The organism is Devosia sp. Root413D1, from assembly GCF_001425235.1.
Lineage (GTDB): Bacteria > Pseudomonadota > Alphaproteobacteria > Rhizobiales > Devosiaceae > Devosia_A.
Map to the genome: position 1 here is coordinate 403,094 of NZ_LMEA01000008.1, position 17,984 is coordinate 421,077.

At 65.1% G+C, this 17,984-nt stretch carries 16 protein-coding genes; 9 read left to right on the plus strand and 7 right to left on the minus strand.

Features of this window, described 5'->3' with window-relative positions; translation table 11 throughout:
* Positions 1-67 precede the first annotated feature (67 nt).
* Both cysQ and nadC read right to left on the minus strand, forming a co-directional pair.
* Positions 68-880: a 3'(2'),5'-bisphosphate nucleotidase CysQ gene (gene cysQ, locus ASC89_RS10485; protein ID WP_055997412.1), complete on the minus strand. Its 813-nt coding sequence runs from the start codon at positions 878-880 to the stop codon at positions 68-70.
* The gene (gene nadC, locus ASC89_RS10490) at positions 877-1,740 is read right to left on the minus strand and encodes a carboxylating nicotinate-nucleotide diphosphorylase (RefSeq protein ID WP_055997414.1); all 864 of its coding nucleotides are present in this window, start codon (positions 1,738-1,740) and stop codon (positions 877-879) included. Before nadC ends, cysQ begins: the two co-directional genes overlap by 4 nt.
* 221 nt (positions 1,741-1,961) lie before the next feature.
* Here nadC and ASC89_RS10500 point away from each other — a divergent pair, with 221 nt between their 5' ends.
* The 4 genes from ASC89_RS10500 (at position 1,962) to ASC89_RS10515 (ending at position 5,934) form a co-directional block, all read left to right on the plus strand.
* Positions 1,962-3,779, plus strand: a complete 1,818-nt coding sequence (locus ASC89_RS10500; protein ID WP_156384566.1) for an OmpA family protein — start codon at positions 1,962-1,964, stop codon at positions 3,777-3,779.
* 150 nt (positions 3,780-3,929) lie between these two features.
* On the plus strand, positions 3,930-4,535 hold the full coding sequence (locus tag ASC89_RS10505; protein ID WP_055997423.1) for a TetR/AcrR family transcriptional regulator: 606 nt from the start codon (positions 3,930-3,932) through the stop codon (positions 4,533-4,535).
* A gap of 409 nt (positions 4,536-4,944) precedes the next feature.
* Positions 4,945-5,625 (plus strand): PspA/IM30 family protein, encoded by a 681-nt coding sequence (locus ASC89_RS10510; protein ID WP_055997426.1) that lies wholly within the window; start codon positions 4,945-4,947, stop codon positions 5,623-5,625.
* Between the two features lie 42 nt (positions 5,626-5,667).
* A complete protein-coding gene (locus ASC89_RS10515) occupies positions 5,668-5,934 on the plus strand; it encodes a YiaA/YiaB family inner membrane protein (RefSeq protein ID WP_055997429.1) in 267 nt (88 codons plus the stop codon).
* Between the two features lie 217 nt (positions 5,935-6,151).
* Here ASC89_RS10515 and ASC89_RS10520 read toward each other — a convergent pair whose 3' ends face one another.
* Positions 6,152-7,558 (minus strand): short-chain fatty acyl-CoA regulator family protein, encoded by a 1,407-nt coding sequence (locus ASC89_RS10520; protein ID WP_055997432.1) that lies wholly within the window; start codon positions 7,556-7,558, stop codon positions 6,152-6,154.
* A 219-nt stretch (positions 7,559-7,777) separates the two neighbouring features.
* On the opposite strand from ASC89_RS10520, the gene ASC89_RS10525 reads away from it, so the two are divergent.
* The 5 genes from ASC89_RS10525 (at position 7,778) to mce (ending at position 14,540) form a co-directional block, all read left to right on the plus strand.
* Positions 7,778-9,310, plus strand: a complete 1,533-nt coding sequence (locus tag ASC89_RS10525; RefSeq protein WP_055997435.1) for an acyl-CoA carboxylase subunit beta — start codon at positions 7,778-7,780, stop codon at positions 9,308-9,310.
* Between the two features lie 109 nt (positions 9,311-9,419).
* The gene (locus ASC89_RS10530; RefSeq protein ID WP_082533288.1) at positions 9,420-9,863 is read left to right on the plus strand and encodes an endonuclease domain-containing protein; all 444 of its coding nucleotides are present in this window, start codon (positions 9,420-9,422) and stop codon (positions 9,861-9,863) included.
* Entirely contained in the window at positions 9,864-11,840 is a 1,977-nt protein-coding gene (locus ASC89_RS10535; protein ID WP_055997438.1) for an acetyl/propionyl/methylcrotonyl-CoA carboxylase subunit alpha, read from the plus strand.
* Positions 11,841-11,988: 148 nt separating this feature from the next.
* A complete protein-coding gene (gene scpA / locus ASC89_RS10540; RefSeq protein WP_055997441.1) occupies positions 11,989-14,118 on the plus strand; it encodes a methylmalonyl-CoA mutase in 2,130 nt (709 codons plus the stop codon).
* A complete protein-coding gene (gene mce / locus ASC89_RS10545; protein WP_055997444.1) occupies positions 14,115-14,540 on the plus strand; it encodes a methylmalonyl-CoA epimerase in 426 nt (141 codons plus the stop codon). The genes scpA and mce overlap by 4 nt, the downstream gene beginning before the upstream one ends.
* 21 nt (positions 14,541-14,561) lie before the next feature.
* Here mce and rfbC read toward each other — a convergent pair whose 3' ends face one another.
* The 4 genes from rfbC to rfbB are packed head-to-tail and all read right to left on the minus strand — an operon-like array spanning position 14,562 to position 17,939.
* The gene (rfbC, locus tag ASC89_RS10550; protein WP_055997447.1) at positions 14,562-15,110 is read right to left on the minus strand and encodes a dTDP-4-dehydrorhamnose 3,5-epimerase; all 549 of its coding nucleotides are present in this window, start codon (positions 15,108-15,110) and stop codon (positions 14,562-14,564) included.
* Positions 15,110-15,991 carry a glucose-1-phosphate thymidylyltransferase RfbA gene (gene rfbA / locus ASC89_RS10555; protein ID WP_055879487.1) on the minus strand — a complete coding sequence of 294 codons (882 nt, stop codon included), beginning with the start codon at positions 15,989-15,991 and terminating at the stop codon, positions 15,110-15,112. The genes rfbC and rfbA overlap by 1 nt, the downstream gene beginning before the upstream one ends.
* Complete coding sequence (gene rfbD, locus ASC89_RS10560) at positions 15,988-16,884, minus strand: dTDP-4-dehydrorhamnose reductase (protein WP_055997450.1); 897 nt, start codon at positions 16,882-16,884, stop codon at positions 15,988-15,990. The genes rfbA and rfbD overlap by 4 nt, the downstream gene beginning before the upstream one ends.
* Positions 16,881-17,939, minus strand: a complete 1,059-nt coding sequence (gene rfbB, locus ASC89_RS10565) for a dTDP-glucose 4,6-dehydratase (RefSeq protein WP_055997453.1) — start codon at positions 17,937-17,939, stop codon at positions 16,881-16,883. The genes rfbD and rfbB overlap by 4 nt, the downstream gene beginning before the upstream one ends.
* Between the last annotated feature and the right edge of the window lie 45 nt (positions 17,940-17,984).

Genomic DNA, 17,984 nt, shown 5'->3' on the forward strand with positions numbered 1-17,984 from the left:
AAGGGCTGGAAGAGGGGCTGCCATGCATTTTCTTCATGGCCAACCGTTTGAATACTAACGGTTTCCGTCAGGCGCCGGTAAGCCGCAGCATCTCGGCAAGGGCCCGCAAGGCCAGTTTCTGGCTGGCTGCGGCCACGAACCAGGCATTGAGGAACTTGTCGTCCCGGTGTCCGCAGGTGAGCGGCAACCCGTCCATTCCCAGTACCACACCACCCGCAGCTTGCAGCACTGCCTGCCCCGCCGCGGTGTCCCATTCCGAAGTTGGGGTAAATCGCGGGTAAAGCTGTGCGGCGCCTTTGGCCAGCAGGCAGAACTTCAGCGACGAGCCGACCGAGACGTCCTCAGCCACCTCGAGTGTGTCGCAGAGTTCGGCCAGCGCGGCATGTCCGTGTGAGCGGCTGGCGACAATGCGCAGCGGATGCTCGGCCTCGGCCACCTGCAGCGGCTCGACGCCCTCGACACTGCCGCCGACGACGCGCCCGGCAAACGCCCCGTCCGGCCCGCCCCAGTAAATCTCGCCCGTTGCCGGCGCCAGCACCACGCCGCTCACCGGATGCCCATCCTCGCAATAGGCGATGTTCACGGTGAACTCGCCGTTGCGCTTCAAGAACTCCTTGGTGCCGTCGAGTGGGTCGACCACGAAGTAGCGCGCCCCCAGCTCGGGGATCCGTCCCGCCGCCACGCTCTCCTCGGCCAGCACCGGCAGGCCGGTCTCAGCGAGAGCCTCGAGGATGATCGTCTCGGCCCGCTGGTCAGCCTCCGTCACCGGCGAGCCGTCGGCTTTCTCCATTGCCACCACCGGGCGTCGGTAGACCTCGAGGATCACTTCGGCTGCCGCGATCGCGGCACGGTTCATCAGTTCGGCAAGTGGCATGCTCATTGGATTTCGACATCCAGGCCGAGGTCCAGCGGCCTGGCGCCCATGGTGATCTGGCTCGATGAGATGTAGTCGACCCCGGTCTCGGCGATGCCGCGCACCCGCTCCAGCGTCACCCCGCCCGAAGCCTCGAGCCGCGCCCGTCCGTCGCTCAGCTTCACCGCCGCCCGCAGCGGCTGGTTATCCATGTTGTCGAGCATGACGATCGTCGCGCCGGCCTCCAGCACCTCTGCCAATTCGTCGAGGCTGGTCACCTCGATCTCGATCGCCACCAGATGCCCCGCGGCTGCTCGCGCCGCCCGATAGGCCTTGCCGGCCCCGCCCGCCACCGCGATGTGGTTATCCTTGATCAGGATGGCGTCGCTCAATGCGTAACGGTGGTTCGCGCCGCCGCCGCAACGCACCGCATATTTCTCGAATGCCCGGAGCCCCGGCGTGGTCTTGCGCGTATCGCAGATGCGCGCCCCGGTCCCGGCCACTGCTTCTACAAACTTATGCGTATGTGCGGCGATGCCGCTGAGATGATTCAGGAAATTGAGCGCCGTGCGCTCACCGGCCAGCAACTGCCGTGCATCGCCCGATACGACCGCAACGATGTCGCCTTTGCTCACCGCGGCCCCGTCGGCCAGCTGGGGATCGAACGACACCGCGCCACCCAGCTGCCGGAACACCTCGAGCGCCACCGGCAACCCGGCGATGACCCCGGCCTCACGCGCCGAAAGAGTTGCCGTGGCCACGGCGCCCGCCGGGATCGTCGCCAGTGAAGTGAGATCGCCTGCAAGTCCAAGGTCTTCAGAAAGGGCGCGACGGACCGCATCCTCGACGAGGGCAGGGGGCAGGGCGCCGATAAGGGTGTCGCGCATGTCTGGGCTCTGGTGCTGGCGGCGAGCGGTTTACGCGACCGAGCCATCCCGCGCAATGCCGCCACGTCCCCGCGACCAATATCTCCGTGTCCGGAACAAATGGCGCTCGCACTCGTTGGGTCCCCTGCGCCAGTTCAGGGCGGGTTGGCTGTTGCATCACAAGAAGAATGGAGAAAACAATGCAGCTCAAGCGCTTATTGCTTACCACCACGAGCCTTTGCATGCTCTCGCTACTCCCCCTCACTGCCCTGGGGCAGGATGCGGGGCTGACAGCGGCCTACAATGCCTATGTCGAGGCCCAGAGCGGGGATGATGCCGACGCCAAGGCTGCGGCCGAAGCAGCCTTCCTTGCCGAATGCCAACGCATCGGCGCACCCGACCTGCAACAATGTATCGCCATCGCCACAGGCGCCGCCACAGTCGAGCAGCCTGCGCCGCCCGCCGAAGAAGCCGCGCCACCGGCTGAAGAGCCCGCGCCGCCAGCCGAGGAGCCAGCGGCTCCTGCTGAAGAACCGGCACCTCCCCCGGCTGAGGAACCGGCCGCTCCCGCTGAACAGCCTGCTCCAGCAGAGCCGGCCCCGGCTGCTGAACAACCCGCCGAGCCGCCTGCTGCCGAACAGCCCGCCGCTCCCGCGGAGCAGCCTGCCGCTCCCGTGGAGCAGCCTGCAGCTCCCGCTGAACAGTCGCCGGCCAGCGATCCGGCGCTGATCGCCGCGTTCGAGGCCTACGTCTCCGCCGGTTCCGGCGGTGATGCCAACGCCAAGGCTACCGCCGAGGCCGCCTTCCTCGCCGAATGCAACCGTCTCGGCATCCAGTCACTCGACGAGTGCCTGGCGCTGATGGGCGGTGCGCCGGCTCCGGTCGCACCTGCCGAACCCGCAACGCCCGCCGAACCGGCCCAGCCGGGCGAGGCTCCGGCGACCGACCAGTCCGGTCAGCCGCTCGAAGTGGTCCCCGATCAGGAGACGCCTGACGCCCCGGCCGCCCCGGTGCTCGACAGCGCCAAGGATGCTGCGGAGGCCGGCGCCGAACAGCCCGCTCCTGCCCAGCCGCCTGCCGCCGAAGCTCCGCCGCCAGCCACCGATGCCGAGGCCCAGACCCAGGCACCGCCGCCGGCCGAGGAGGTTGAGGCGGCCGTTGCTACCGAGGGCAAGCGCGTCGACCAGCTCCCGGCCCCGGAAGCGCCGCCTGCCGCGCAGGAGGCCAAGAAGGATGGCGACCGGCTGATCATCAACATCGGCATCAACATCGACATCTTCACCCCGTACAAGGATCGCGACCGCATCGGCCGCGGCGACGAGGTCTATTATGAAGAGCTCGACAACGGCCGCTATCGCCAGACCGTCATCCGGTCGGATGGCACGCGTGTTGTGACCGTATGGAACCGCTATGGCGAAATCATCCGCCGCGTGAAGGTGCTGCCCGACGGCACTCGCATCATCCTGGTCTTCTCCCCCGACGACCGTCGGGACGACGACTGGCGCGATCCGGGCGACGAGCTGCCGCCGTTCTACCTGCCGATCCCGGTGGACGACTATGTGCTCTACAGCGAGCGCTCCGACGAGGCCGATATTGAGCGCTTCCTCAGCGAACCGCCGCTGGAAAAGGCCGCCCGCGTCTACACCGTCGATGAAGTGAAGCGTTCGGCCCGTATCCGCGACACCGTCCGCCGCGTCGAGATCGGTGACCTGACCTTCGAGACCGGCTCGGCCCAGCTCGGCCGCGATCAGGTCGGCTCGCTCGGCAAGGTGGCCGAAGCGATGAAGAAGATCCTTGCCCGCAACCCGGGCGAGACCTTCCTCATCGAGGGTCACACCGACGCGGTCGGCTCGGACGAATCCAACCTCGTCCTCTCCGACGAGCGCGCCGGTACCATCGCCGACCTGTTGACCGAGTTCTACGACATCCCGCCGGAGAACCTCACCACGCAGGGCTATGGCGAGCGCTACCTCAAGGTCGAGACCGACGGCGCCGAACGGGCCAACCGCCGTGCCACCGTCCGCCGCATCACCTCCCTGGTGTCAGGCGGCCAGAGCTGACCGAAGCACCTACGGTGAAAGTATGGAACCCGCGCTCCGGCGCGGGTTCTTCTTTTGAGCGAGGCGGTAGAGAGGCAGGCTCTCGGTGTCCGCCATAGACAAGCCACGCTCCTAAGTCTAATTGAACGTCGTTCAGTTCTGGAGTTGCCCATGGCCCGCCGTGCCGACCATTCGAAGGAGGAGCTTGCGAGCCTCGTCGTCAACACCGCCGAGGAACTGATCGCCGAGGAGGGGATCGACGCGTTCTCGGCCCGCTCGCTGAGCCGCGCCATCGGCTACACCGCCGGCACGCTCTACCATCACTTCAAGGATCTCGACGACATCGTCACCCAGGTGAACACCCGCACCCTGGTGGGCCTTGCCCGCGCCTTCGCTGATGGGACGCCCTCCGACGATCCGCGGCAGATGCTGCACAACTACGCCGATGCCTTCCTCGGCTACATCACGTTGAAGCGAAATCTCTGGAATGCGCTGTTCGAGTTCCGCCGCAAGCCCGACCAGCCGGTGCCGCCCTGGTATGTCGAGGCCATTGCCTCGCTGATCCGCATCATCGCCCAGTGCTTTGCCGATATCCGCCCCGACCTCGACGACAAAGCCGCCCACCAGTCCGGCCAACTGGTCTTCGCCTCGATCCACTCCGTCGTCTCGCTCGACAGTTCGGGCCGCCTCAACCTGATCATGGACCGCGACATCGGCAAGGTCGTGCACGAGCTCGTCGACATGCACATCCTCGCCTACACCCACCGCACGAAGTAGGCAGGTCTCCGCCAATGCCAGCGTCACCTCGGCGAAGGCCCAGGTGCCGGGCCTATCGGCGAACTTGCCACCAGACAGCGCCCCAAACTCGTGTCATCCCTGCGAAAGCAGGGATCCAACTCACCACCTGCACCAGCTGATGGATGGGTCCCAGTTTTCGCTGGGATGACAGCCGGTGGGTGGGCGCGACCATAACTTAGCGCATACGGGCGAAGGCCGGAAAACCCACTCCGCCATCCCCCTGTTTCTACACCAGAAGCCGCCGCAACCCATTGAATCCGTTTAGCCTCATCCTTCGTCTAAACACCGTTCAATTTACAACTTGAACGCCGTTTAAAATCCTGTATGTTGATCCTCGTGAACAGCGTTCAATTAAACGCCGACACCAACCGAAGGGAGACGTACTGCGATGTTGAACGTTCTGAAAACCCTGTTCCGGGGCGCCTCGGCCCGCGCCGAAGAGCAGCTCACCGACCATTTCGCCATCGACCTCATCGAACAGAAGATCCGTGAGTCCGAGGGGGCATTGTCGCTCGCCAAATCGACCCTCGCCGCCCTGATCATCCGTCAGCGCAACGAGACCCAGACGCTCAGCCGCCTCGAGACGCAGGTTGACGATCTCGAGACCCGGGCCCGTCAGGCGCTGGCCGCTGGCCGTGTGGATCTTGCCGCTGACGCCGCGACCGCCATAGCCAACCTCGAAAACGAGCGGGCCGTGCGCCGCGATACCCTCGATCAGCTCGCCAACCGTGTCGCCCGCACCCAGGCCTCGGTGGAGAAGGCGAACCGCCGCATCATCGACCTGCGCCAGGGCATGATCTCGGCCCGCGCCGCCGATGCTGAACGCAAGGCGCAGAAGTCGCTCAACCGCTCGATCGGCGCCACCAGTTCGATCCGCGAGGCGGAGGAGTTGATTGCCCGCGTCGTCAACGGCCCCGATCCCTTCGCCGAGAGCGAAGTGCTCGACGAGATCGACGCCGGCCTCGGCGAGAAGGGTATCCGCGACCGCCTCGGCGAGGCCGGCTTCGGCGACAAGACCAAGGTCCGCGCCGACGACGTGCTTGCCCGCCTCAAGTCCACCAGCCTCTAAGCCGCAACCGCAACCACACTCGAACCAAAGGGAACCACAGAAATGAACTCCGACAACAACCAGGTCTACATCCTGTTCAACGCTGCCGGCGTCGCCGCCGCGCTCTTTCTCCTCGCGCTGTCGCTCTGGCTCGCGCCGGTCGATATCTCGACCAAGGGGTATTGGGGCATGGGCATCGTGCTGCTGATGGGAAGCCTCGTAAACCTCGTCAAGTATCGCACCGATGACCGCAACGCCCGGGACGTGGTGCGCCAGCTCGAGCAGGCCAAGAACGAGAAAATCCTCAAGGACTACGTCGGCAACCAGTGATCCCCAGGGTCATTGTAGTGATCCCAGTCACCGCCGATGAGAGAGCCCCGGGTCAGTGCCCGGGGCTTTTGTTTCGAGTGAGCACCAGGATCAACCCCACGCTCCATCTCCCCCTTAGCGGGGGAGAAAGCGAAAACTTGGGCCTAGCGCAGCTAGGTCCTTAGTTTTTTGCCAGAGAGGGGGTGCGGAGCCATCGTGCCTGAAGCCCCCACCAGCTTCACCCCAGTCGATACGGCACCACTTCGCGCCGATCGACATCGATCTCCAGCCGCGCATCCATCGGTGGCACCGAGCGCTGGATGCAGTTGGTCCGGGGGCAGATCCGGCAACTGATCCCGATCGGCTCGAAGCCGCGGCAGAGGTCAAGGTCCGCCGCATAAGTGAGCTTGCTCGCATGCGCCACCTCGCAGCCGAGCGCATAGGCATAGCGCCGCACCGGTCCGCGAAACCCGCCAGTATGCTTTTCTTCCGACCAGGCGAGACAGAGGTACCGATTGCCGTCCGGCGTCTCTGCCAGTTGCCGCGCGATCCGCCCATTATGCTCGCCGAATACCCGGTGCACGTTCCAGAGCGGGCACGCGCCGCCGAAGCGCGGGAACTGCAGTGGCGTTGCCGAGTGCCGCTTGGTGATCGTCCCCGCCGCGTCCACCCGCGCAAAAAAGAACGGCACGCCGCGCGCCCTGGGCCGCTGCATGGTCGAGAGCCGATGCCCGACCTGCTCCATCGACGCGCCGAACTCGAACGCCAGTTCCTCGACGTCGTAGCCAGTGCGATCCGCCGCCGCGAGGAACGCTCCATACGGCATCTGCAATGCCCCGGCGAAGTAGTTGGCCAGTCCCAGCCGGCAGATATCGGCTGCCTGCCGGGTCTTGAACTCCGCCCCGGTGACGATCTCATCGATCAGTTCCGCCTGTTCGATCAGCGCCAGCTGCACGCCAAGCTGGAAATACTGCGTCGCTGGCGCCAGCCTCCCGTTCAGCACGATGGTGCGCGAGGCCCGTTCGAACCGCCGCAACTGGTCCGGCGAGTTCGGCTCCTCGAACACTACCGAAACCCGATGGCGTGTTGTCAGGTAGTTCGCCAGTCGCTCGAGCCGTCCATGCAACGCCAGCCCGATCGTTCCGGCGAGGTTCTCCGCCGCGAGATCAAGTGGATCGACGTAATTGTTGGCGTAGTGGAAGAAGTCGCGGACTTCCTCGTAGCTGGTCTGCAGGCCGGGGCCGCCAACCATCGCCGCGTCCGCCCCCATCAGTCGCTCGTTCGCCTTGCGATAGGCCTCGTAGAGCCGCAGCATCGCCCGCGCCGTATCGGGCGCACTTGCCGCCACCGACTTGAGCTCGATCAGCCCTGGCGCCGCCTCGCCGAACAGCGGATCGGCCATCGCTTCACGCAGGTCGGCCAGCACCCGGTCGGCCCCTTCCGAGGTCAACTCCCCTAGGTCGAGCCCGAAATTCTCGGCCAGCGTCAGCATCAGCGAAGCCGTCAGCGGCCGCTGGTTGTTTTCGATCTGGTTGAGATACGACACCGAGATCTCGAGCCGCCGCGCCAGCTCGCGCTGCGTCAGCCCCGCCCTGGTGCGCGCCGCCCGCACCCGAGCTCCGGCGAAGATCTTACGGTCAGCCATTCGCAAGTTCGCAATTTCACAGTTTGCAACTTTGCAGAATTAGCAGGTCCGCACATTCCTGTCTCTCGTCGCTTCGTCGGACCGTGTAAGCTGGCGATGGCTTGGAGCGTTTTCAGGAAAAGCTGCAGACTTTTCCGGTTCGAAAGCGCGACCAACAAAGAAGACTTGGAGCATTCGCCGTTCGCCAGAACGGTGAATGATCAACGCTCAGGGGACTCCATGCAAAAGATCATCGCCGCGCTCGATCAGCGGCGCAATGAGGCCCGTCTCGGCGGCGGCCAGAAGCGCATCGATGCTCAGCACGGCAAGGGCAAACTCACCGCCCGTGAGCGCCTCGAGGTGCTGCTCGATCCCGGTTCCTTCGAGGAATACGACATGTTCGTCACCCACCGGGCGGTGGATTTCGGCATGGAGCAGAACATCATCCCGGGCGATGGCGTGGTTACCGGCTGGGGCACCATCAATGGGCGCCTCACTTACGTGTTCAGCCAGGATTTCACCGTCTTCGGCGGTTCCCTCTCCGAAACCCACGCCCAGAAAATCTGCAAGATCATGGATCTTGCCGTGCAGAACGGCGCGCCCGTCATCGGCCTCAACGATTCCGGCGGCGCCCGCATCCAAGAGGGTGTCGCGGCGCTGGGCGGCTATGCCGAGGTGTTCTGGCGCAACGTCCAGGCCTCGGGCGCCATCCCGCAGATCTCGGTGGTGATGGGCCCCACCGCCGGCGGCGCGGTCTATTCTCCCGCCATGACCGACTTCATCTACATGGTGAAGGACACCTCCTACATGTACGTCACCGGCCCGGACGTGGTGAAAACCGTCACTTCCGAGATCGTCACTCACGAGGAACTCGGCGGCGCCTCGACCCACACCAAGGTTTCGTCGGTCGCCGACGCCGCTTTCGACAATGACATCGAGACCCTGCTCGAAGTCCGCCGCCTGTTCGATTTCCTGCCGCTGAGCGCGGCCGACAAGCCGCCCGTGGTCGCCGTCAACGACACCATCGACCGTGCAGAGCCCAGCCTCGACACCCTGATCCCCGACAGCGCCAATAAGCCCTACGACATGCGCGAGGTGATCCTCAAAATCGCCGACGAGGGCGATTTCCTTGAGATCCAGAAGGACCATGCCGGCAATATCCTCGTAGGCTTCATCCGTCTCAACGGTGGGACGGTGGGCGTCATCGCCAACCAGCCGCTGGTTCTCGCCGGCTGTCTCGACATCAACTCGTCGAAGAAGGCGGCGCGGTTCATCCGCTTCTGCGACGCCTTCTCGATCCCCATCCTGACCCTGGTCGATGTCCCCGGCTTTCTCCCCGGCGTCGCCCAGGAATATGGCGGCATCATCAAGCACGGCGCCAAGCTCCTCTTCGCCTATGCCGAAGCCACTGTCCCCAAGGTCACCGTCATCACCCGCAAGGCCTATGGCGGCGCCTATGACGTGATGGCGAGTAAGCACATCCGCGCCGACGTCAACTACGCCTGGCCGACGGCCGAAATCGCCGTGATGGGCGCCAAGGGCGCGACGGAAATCCTCTACCGCTCCGAACTCAGCGACAAAGACAAGATCGCAAGACGCACCGCGGATTACGAGGCAAGGTTCGCCAACCCATTTGTCGCGGCGGAACGCGGCTTCATCGACGATGTGATCATGCCGCACGGCACCCGTCGGCGGGTAGCACGGGCGTTCGAAACGCTGAGGAACAAGAAGGCGGTGATCCCGCTGAAGAAGCACGGGAACATTCCGCTGTGAGGGGCTTGGTGCCAACCACCGGCCGCGCCCCCCACGCCTCCCTCCCCCGTTGCGGGGAGGGATCAAGGGTGGGGGGAGCCGCACACTCGACGGCGGAGGCAAGGCACCCATGAGCACCGAGCTCACCCAAAAGCTCCGCCGTAACCCTCCCGAACCCGAGCGCCGTATGTGGGCAATCCTCTTCCCGCTACGCAGCCAGGGTTACAACTTCCGCCGTCAGGCCCAGATCGGCGCCTACTATGCCGACTTCGCGTGCCGCCATCCGGCAATAGTGATCGAAGTCGATGGCGAAACGCACACGACCGACCTTGCCCAGACAAACGACGCGACACGCGACGACTATTTCGCTGGGCGCGGCTACCGCGTGCTGAGGTTCTGGAACAACGATGTTATGGAGAATGCAGAGGGTGTCTATCTGACCATCGCAGCGGCACTTGCCGAGATATCCAGCGTAGCTGCTCCCCCCACCCTTGATCCCTCCCCGCGACGGGGGAGGGAGTCGACTGCCAGCTCCGGCGCCAGGCAGTCGGATCCCGACAGGACCACCCCCTGAATGTTCTCCTCCCTCCTCATCGCCAATCGCGGCGAGATTGCCTGTCGCGTTATCCGCACCGCCAAGCGGATGGGCATCCGCACCATCGCCGTCTATTCCGACGCCGATCGTGATGCCGTTCACGTCAAGCTCGCCGACGAGGCCGTGCATATCGGTGGCTCTGCCGCCCGCGACTCTTATCTCTCGATCGAGAAGATCGTTGCGGCCTGCAAGCAGAGCGGCGCCGAAGCGGTACACCCCGGCTATGGCTTCCTCTCGGAGAATCCCGCCTTCGCTGCAGCCCTTGCGGCGGAGGGCATCATCTTCGTCGGCCCGCCGGTGAAAGCCATCGAGGCGATGGGCGACAAGATCACCAGTAAGAAGCTGGCCGCCGCGGCCGGCGTCTCCACCGTTCCCGGCCATATGGGCCTCATCGCCGATGCCGAGGAGGCCGTCACCATCTCGCGCTCCATCGGCTATCCGGTGATGATCAAGGCTTCTGCCGGCGGTGGTGGCAAGGGCATGCGCATTGCCCACAGCGATGCCGAAGCTCGCGAGGGTTTTGAGCGTTCGAAATCCGAGGCCGCGTCAAGCTTCGGCGACGATCGCATCTTCATCGAGAAATTCGTCACCGAGCCGCGCCACATCGAAATCCAGCTGATCGGCGATCAGCACGGCAATGTGCTGTGGCTCAACGAGCGCGAATGCTCGATCCAGCGCCGCAACCAGAAGGTGATCGAGGAGGCACCGTCGCCTTTCCTCGACGTCGCCACTCGCAAGGCCATGGGCGAGCAGTCCGTCGCCCTCGCCAAGGCGGTAGGCTACACCTCGGCCGGCACTGTCGAGTTCATCGTCGACAAGGATCGCAACTTCTACTTCCTCGAGATGAACACCCGGCTGCAGGTCGAGCACCCGGTCACCGAACTGATCACCGGCCTCGACTTGGTCGAGCTGATGTTCCTAGCCGCATCAGGCGAGAAGCTGCCGCTCACTCAGGCCGATATCGGCATCAATGGTTGGGCCATCGAGAGCCGCATCTACGCCGAGGACCCATTCCGCAACTTCCTGCCCTCCACCGGTCGGCTCACCCGCTATAGCCCACCAGTCGAGGAGGCCTCGCCCGAACTGGTGGTCCGCAACGATACCGGCGTTGCCGAAGGCGGCGAGATTTCCACCTTCTACGATCCGATGATCGCCAAGCTCTGCACCTGGGCCCCGACTCGCACCGAAGCGATCGACGCCATGGAAGTGGCGCTCGACGAGTTCGAGCTCGAAGGCGTCGGCAACAACATCCCGTTCCTCTCGGCTGTCATGGGGCAGGAGCGCTTCCGCTCCGGCCGCCTCACCACCGGCTACATCGCTGAGGAATTCCCCAACGGCTTCAGCGGTGTACCGCCGGACGCGGAATCTCTGACGCATCTGGCGGCGCTCGCCTGCTGCTCTGCCTTCGCGCTCGACAAGCGGCTCTACCCGACGACGCCTGAACCACGCGCCGTGATCATTGGCGCCGAGCGCTGGGACTTCTCGGTCCGCGCCGATGGTATCGAGTATTGGCTGACCGCGCCGGACGGCAAGAAGCTGCTGGTCGAAAGCGGCTGGAAGCCCGGCAACAGCCTCTGCATCGCCCGCGTCGATGGGCGCCTGCACCACGTCAAGCTCGATCGCGTCACCGGCGGCTTCCGCCTGCGCTGGCGCGGTGCCGATCTCGTCGCCAAGGTGTTGCTGCCGCACGTCGCCGACCTGATGCCGCTGATGCCGGTGAAGGTGCCGCCCGACCTTTCGAAGTTCCTGCTCTGCCCGATGCCCGGCCAGATCGTCCGCATCGACGTCGCCGAAGGCGATATCGTCGAAGACGGCCAGACCCTCGCCATTGTCGAGGCGATGAAGATGGAGAACGTGCTGAAGGCGGAAAAGCGCGCACGGATCAGCAAGGTGCGCGTGAAACCCGGCAGCGTTCTGGCGGTGGACGAGGTGATTTTGGAGTTCGAGGCGGTATGATCATGGTCCGGTGTGTGTGGCTCACCCCTCATCCGCCCTTCGGGCACCTTCTCCCACAACGGGAGAAGGCGATCACCTCAGGGGTCACAGTCGGGCCTTCTCCCTTGATGGGAGAAGGTGGCCGACAGGCCGGATGAGGGTGGGGCCCATGAACAACTCTCCCACCTTCGCCGACTGGTCGAAACTCGCCCAGAAAGACCTGCGCGACACCCCGGTGGAGTCGCTGAACCGCGACTACGGCGATCTCCCGATCAAGCCGGCTTACTTCCCGGAAGACGCTGCCGCCGATCCCGGCGTTCCCGGCGCTGCGCCGTTCACCCGCGGCGTTCGCGCCACCATGTATGCCAACCGCCCGTGGACCATCCGGCAATATGCCGGCTTCTCCACGGCGCGCGAGTCCAACGACTTCTATCGCAAGAACCTCGCCGCCGGCCAAAAGGGCCTGAGCGTCGCCTTCGACCTCGCCACCCATCGCGGCTATGACAGCGACCACCCAAGGGTCACCGGTGATGTTGGCAAAGCCGGCGTCGCCATCGACAGCGTCGAGGACATGAAGGTGCTGTTCGACGGAATCCCGCTCGATCAGATGAGCGTGTCGATGACCATGAACGGCGCGGTGCTGCCGGTGCTCGCGATGTTCATCGTCGCGGCAGAAGAGCAGGGGGTAAAACGAGCGCAGCTCGACGGGACCATTCAGAACGACATCCTCAAGGAGTTCATGGTCCGCAACACCTATATCTACCCGCCTGGGCCGAGCATGCGGATCGTCGGCGACATCATCGCCTATACCGCCGAGCATATGCCGAAGTTCAACTCGATCTCGATCTCGGGCTACCACATGCACGAGGCCGGGGCGACGGCGGTGCAGGAGCTGGCCTACACCATTGCCGACGGCATCGAGTATGTGCGCTCGGCGCAGGCGCGGGGTCTCGATATCGATGCCTTCGCGCCGCGGCTGAGCTTCTTTTTCGGCATCGGCATGAACTTTTTCCTCGAGGTGGCAAAGCTCCGTGCCGCCCGCACCCTTTGGCACAAGTTCATGACCCAACTGGGCGCCAAAGACGCAAAGTCATTGGTGCTGCGCACCCACTGCCAGACCTCCGGCGTGTCGCTGACCGAGCAGGACCCGCACAACAACATCGTCCGCACCACCATCGAGGCGCTCGCCGCCGTGCTCGGCGGCACCCAGAGCCTCCACACCAATTCCTTCGACGAAGCCATTGCGCTGCCGACGGAATTTTCAGCGCGCATCGCCCGTAACACCCAGTTGATTCTGCAGCACGAGAGCCGCGTCACCGACGTCGTCGACCCGCTCGGCGGTTCCTACTACATCGAAGCCCTCACCGCCGACCTGGTGGAGCGCGCCAGCGCCTTGATTGCCGAGGTGGAGGCTCAGGGCGGCATGACCGCCGCCGTCCAGGCCGGTACCCCGAAGCTGGAGATCGAGAAGGCCGCCGCCCTGCGCCAGGCCCGCGTCGATCGCGGCGAGGATGTCATCGTCGGCGTCAACCGCTACCGCCTCGAGAACGAAGCGCCGATCGCCATCCGCGAGATCGACAACAACAAGGTGCGCGACGAGCAGGTCGCCCGCCTCGCCGAAATCCGCCGCGCCCGCAACCCAGACGCCGTGGTCGCTACGCTGGCCTCACTGCAGAGTCAGGCGAGATCGAAAGGCAATCTGCTCGCGGCCAGCATCGCCGCCGCCCGCGCCCGCGCCACCCTGGGCGAGATTTCCGCTGCCCTCGAGCAGGTCTTCAACCGCCACTCGGCGATCACCCGCGTCATCTCCGGCGTTTATGCGGAAAGCTATGCCGCAGATCCACAGTACGCCCAGCTCACCAGCCGAATTGCAGCATTCAGAGACAAGGAGAAGCGCCCGCCGGCGCTGTTCATCGCCAAGATGGGGCAGGATGGGCATGATCGTGGCGCCAAGGTCATCGCCACCGCCTTCGCCGATCTCGGCTTCACCGTCCATATGGGCGACCTGTTCGAGACGGCCCCTGAGGTTGCCGACCACGTCGCCGAGCTGAAGGTGGATGCCGTCGGCGTCTCCTCCCTCGCCGCCGGCCACAAGACGCTGGTACCCGAGCTGATCGGCGAACTCCGGGGCAGGGGGCTCGGCGACGTCACCGTCATCGTCGGTGGCGTCATTCCCGAACAGGACTATGACTTCCTGCGTGAGGCTGGTGTGGCGGAGATCTTCGGCCCCGGCACCAACGTGCTGGAAGCCGCGTTCTCGGTGCTGAACCAGATCGAGGGAAGGCTGAGTAATCGATGATCGGCAGGCTCAACCATGTCGCCATCGCCGTCCCGGATCTCGCCGCCGCTGCCGCGAAATACCGCGACCTGCTTGGGGCTGATGTGCACCCCCCGCACGATCTGCCCGAGCACGGTGTTACCGTGGTTTTCGTCCAGCTCGAGAACACCAAGATCGAACTGATGACCCCTTTGGGCGAGAACTCGCCGGTCGCCAAGTTCCTCGCGAGTAATCCTTCGGGCGGCATGCATCACGTCTGCTACGAGGTGCCTGACATCGCCTCGTCTATCCGCACGCTGGTCGAAGCCGGCGCCCGTGTGCTCGGTGACGGCAAACCCAGGATCGGCGCCCACGGCCTGCCGGTGGTGTTCCTTCACCCCAAGGATTTCGACGGCACGCTGATCGAGCTCGAAGAGGTGAAGCCGGAGCTGCAGCCGGCGTAATCTGTCGCAGGCTCGCCTGCCTCAGCCGCCTCGAGTGGCGGCGGCCAGACTCGGCGCCGCCGCATCCTTTCGCGAAACCACCGGAGCCCCGGTCAATGGCCACGCCACGGCGATCTCCGGATCATCCCAGCGGATGCTGCGGTCGCTCGCCGCGTGCCAGAAATCGGTAGTCTTGTACAAGAACTCGGTCCCATGCTCGAGCGCCAGGAACCCGTGCGCGAACCCGGCTGGGATCCAGAGCTGCTTGCGGTTCGCCGCGCTGAGTTCCACCCACGCCCATTTGCCGAACGTGGGCGAACCCTCGCGAATATCCACGGCGACGTCGAACGCGGCGCCGGCGAGCACGCGCACCAGCTTGCCCTGGGCGTGCGGCGGCACCTGGTAGTGCAGCCCGCGCAGCACGCCCTTGTGGCTGATCGAGTGGTTGTCCTGCACGAAGTTGCCGTCGAAACCAGTCGCCTCGCGGAACCTGGCCTCGTTGAAGCTCTCGAAGAAGGCGCCGCGCTCGTCCTCGAATACGCGCGGCTCGAACACCATCAACCCATCGATGTCCAGTCGCTCGACGTCCATCAGCCTCGCCCTTCGCGCAGCAGCGCCATGAGATACATGCCGTAGCCGCTCTTTCTAAGTGGCTGGGCGAGCCGCGCCAGCGCTTCATCGTCGATCCAGCCGTTACGCCAGGCGATTTCCTCCGGGCAGGCGACCTTGAAACCCTGCCGCTTCTCCAGCGTCGCGATGAACTGCCCGGCCTCGAGCAGTGAGTCATGTGTACCGGTGTCGAGCCAGGCAAAGCCGCGGCCCATCCGCTGTACATTGAGGGTGCCACGCTCCAGATAGAGGCGGTTGAGGTCGGTGATCTCAAGCTCACCGCGCGCCGATGGTTTCAGGCTCCGCACCAGCTCGACCACTTCGGCGTCGTAGAAATAGAGCCCGGTCACGGCGTAGTTCGATTTGGGGAGCTCAGGCTTCTCCTCGATCGAGATCGCCGCACCGGCATGGTCGAACTCCACCACGCCATAACGCTCGGGGTCGTTCACGTGATAGGCGAACACCGTCGAGCCCTGCGCCTGCCGGTCGGCGACTTGCAGCAGTTTTGTCAGGTCATGGCCGAAGAAGATGTTGTCGCCGAGGATCAGCGCCGAGGGGCCGCCGCGGACGAAATCCGCGCCGAGGATGAACGCCTGCGCCAGCCCGTCCGGGCTCGGCTGCACCACGTAGCTCAGTTCCATCCCCCATTGCCGGCCGTCGCCGAGCAGGGTGCGGAACCGCGGCAGGTCCTCCGGCGTCGAGATCACCAGCACTTCGCGCATGCCGCCGCTCATCAGCGTCGACAGCGGATAGTAGATCATCGGCTTGTCGTAGACCGGCAGCAGCTGCTTGGAGACCGTCAGTGTCGCGGGGTGGAGGCGCGTCCCGGCGCCGCCGGCGAGAATGATGCCGCGGCGCGTCATCGGATGGTCTCCGGAAGCAGGGTGTCGAGCGTTCCCAGCACGTCGGCTTGCCAGTCGGGCAGCTCGATGCCGAGCGCGCTACGCAGCTTGTGCGTGGAAAGGCGCGAATTGTGCGGCCGCCTGGCCGGTGAGGGGAAGGCGCTGGACGATACCGGCAGCACTCGCTCCGGGCGCAGCTTAAGTGGTACGCCCCGCCGAACAGCTTCGCCGATGATGTAGCTTGCATAGCCGTGCCAGCTCGTCTCGCCTGCCGCGGCAAGGTGGTAGATGCCGCGGGCGAGCGGGCGGTCGTGGGCGATCTTCGCCACGGCGCGGGCCGTTACCTCGGCAATCAGCCGGGCGCTGGTCGGCGCCCCAACCTGGTCGTCGATCACCCTGAGCTCGTCACGGCTTTGCGCCAGCCCCAGAATTTTGGCGACGAAGTTGCTGCGACCCGGCGCGTGCACCCAGCTGGTCCGAAAGATCAGGTGCTTGCCGTCCGCCTTGCCGATCGCCTGCTCGCCGGCGCGTTTGCTTGCGCCATAGACGTTGAGCGGCGCCGTCGCATCATCCTCGGCATAGGGTCCTGGCTTCTCGCCATCGAACACGTAGTCGGTGGAGTAGTGGATCAGCCAGGCATCGCGTTCCGCCGCCGCGCGGGCCAGAGCAGCCGGCCCATCGGCATTCACCAGCTGCGCCAGCTCGGGTTCGCTCTCGGCCTGGTCGACGGCGGTGTAGGCGCCGGCATTGACGATCACGTCCGGCCGCTCGCGGTCGACTATCTTCGCCAGCCCTTCTGGATGTGCCAGGTCCGCGCCCTCGCGGCCGAACGCAACGACCATACCGAGCGGGGCCAGCAATTGCGTCAGCGCCGTGCCGACCTGGCCGTCGCGTCCCAGGATCAGCAGTCTCATCCGTACTGCCTCGCCACCCATTCGCGATAGGCGCCACTGGTCACGTCGGTAACCCAGGCTTCGTTGCCAAGGTACCAGTCGACGGTCTTCGCCAGGCCCTCCTCGAACACCACTGCGGGGCGCCACCCGAGCTCGCCGGCAAGCTTGGTGGGGTCTATGGCGTAGCGCCGGTCATGCCCCGGCCTGTCGGTCACATGGGTGATCTGCGCTGCGTAGCTCGCGCCATCGGGCCGCGGTCGCCTGGCATCGAGCAACGCGCAGATGGTTCGTACCACCTCGATATTGGTCTTCTGGTTGTCGCCGCCGATATTGTAGGTCTCGCCCGGCTTGCCGGCCTCGAGCACCCTGCGCAGTGCCGAGCAGTGGTCGCCGACATACAGCCAGTCGCGCACCTGCAGCCCATCGCCATAGAGCGGCAAAGCCTTTCCGTTCAATGCGTTATGGACGATTAGCGGAATCAGTTTCTCAGGAAATTGCAGCGGCCCGTAATTGTTCGAGCAGTTGGTAACGATCGTCGCGAGCCCATAGGTTTCGCGATAGGCCCGCACCAGGTGGTCGGATGAGGCCTTCGACGCCGCATAGGGACTGTTCGGCTTGTACGGGTTGGTCTCGGCGAACGGCGCCTCGTCGCGCGCCAGCGTGCCATAGACCTCGTCGGTCGAGACGTGGAGGAAGCGGAAATCCCGCCGCTTCGTCTCCTCGAGCCCGGTGACATAGGCCTTCACTGCCTCGAGCAGGTGCAGCGTCCCCATCACATTGGTCTCGAAGAACGGCGCAGGGCCGGAGATCGACCGGTCGACATGGCTCTCCGCGGCGAAATTAATGACGGCCCGCACGTCGTGTCCGCGCAGCAATCGGCCGACCAGGGCGCTGTCGCCGATCGAGCCGCGCACGAACTGGTGTCGGCTGTCGCCGGTGAGCGACGTGAGGTTGGCGAGGTTGCCGGCATAGGTCAGAGCGTCAAGCGTCACCACCGGCTCATCGTTGGCCGCCAGCCAATCGAGCACAAAGTTTGAGCCGATGAAGCCCGCGCCGCCAGTCACCAGGATCGTCATCGTTTGGTCGTCCCCTTTCGCTGGCGGACCTTAGCCGCAATGCCC

What these genes read in the sequence shown, in the direction of transcription:
- cysQ (WP_055997412.1), bottom strand. Translation starts at nt 880, where the DNA reads ATGAGCATGCCACTTGCCGAACTGATGAACCGTGCCGCGATCGCGGCA.
- nadC (WP_055997414.1), bottom strand. Translation starts at nt 1,740, where the DNA reads ATGCGCGACACCCTTATCGGCGCCCTGCCCCCTGCCCTCGTCGAGGAT.
- ASC89_RS10500 (WP_156384566.1), top strand. Translation starts at nt 1,962, where the DNA reads ATGCTCTCGCTACTCCCCCTCACTGCCCTGGGGCAGGATGCGGGGCTG.
- ASC89_RS10505 (WP_055997423.1), top strand. Translation starts at nt 3,930, where the DNA reads ATGGCCCGCCGTGCCGACCATTCGAAGGAGGAGCTTGCGAGCCTCGTC.
- ASC89_RS10510 (WP_055997426.1), top strand. Translation starts at nt 4,945, where the DNA reads ATGTTGAACGTTCTGAAAACCCTGTTCCGGGGCGCCTCGGCCCGCGCC.
- ASC89_RS10515 (WP_055997429.1), top strand. Translation starts at nt 5,668, where the DNA reads ATGAACTCCGACAACAACCAGGTCTACATCCTGTTCAACGCTGCCGGC.
- ASC89_RS10520 (WP_055997432.1), bottom strand. Translation starts at nt 7,558, where the DNA reads ATGGCTGACCGTAAGATCTTCGCCGGAGCTCGGGTGCGGGCGGCGCGC.
- ASC89_RS10525 (WP_055997435.1), top strand. Translation starts at nt 7,778, where the DNA reads ATGCAAAAGATCATCGCCGCGCTCGATCAGCGGCGCAATGAGGCCCGT.
- ASC89_RS10530 (WP_082533288.1), top strand. Translation starts at nt 9,420, where the DNA reads ATGAGCACCGAGCTCACCCAAAAGCTCCGCCGTAACCCTCCCGAACCC.
- ASC89_RS10535 (WP_055997438.1), top strand. Translation starts at nt 9,864, where the DNA reads ATGTTCTCCTCCCTCCTCATCGCCAATCGCGGCGAGATTGCCTGTCGC.
- scpA (WP_055997441.1), top strand. Translation starts at nt 11,989, where the DNA reads ATGAACAACTCTCCCACCTTCGCCGACTGGTCGAAACTCGCCCAGAAA.
- mce (WP_055997444.1), top strand. Translation starts at nt 14,115, where the DNA reads ATGATCGGCAGGCTCAACCATGTCGCCATCGCCGTCCCGGATCTCGCC.
- rfbC (WP_055997447.1), bottom strand. Translation starts at nt 15,110, where the DNA reads ATGGACGTCGAGCGACTGGACATCGATGGGTTGATGGTGTTCGAGCCG.
- rfbA (WP_055879487.1), bottom strand. Translation starts at nt 15,991, where the DNA reads ATGACGCGCCGCGGCATCATTCTCGCCGGCGGCGCCGGGACGCGCCTC.
- rfbD (WP_055997450.1), bottom strand. Translation starts at nt 16,884, where the DNA reads ATGAGACTGCTGATCCTGGGACGCGACGGCCAGGTCGGCACGGCGCTG.
- rfbB (WP_055997453.1), bottom strand. Translation starts at nt 17,939, where the DNA reads ATGACGATCCTGGTGACTGGCGGCGCGGGCTTCATCGGCTCAAACTTT.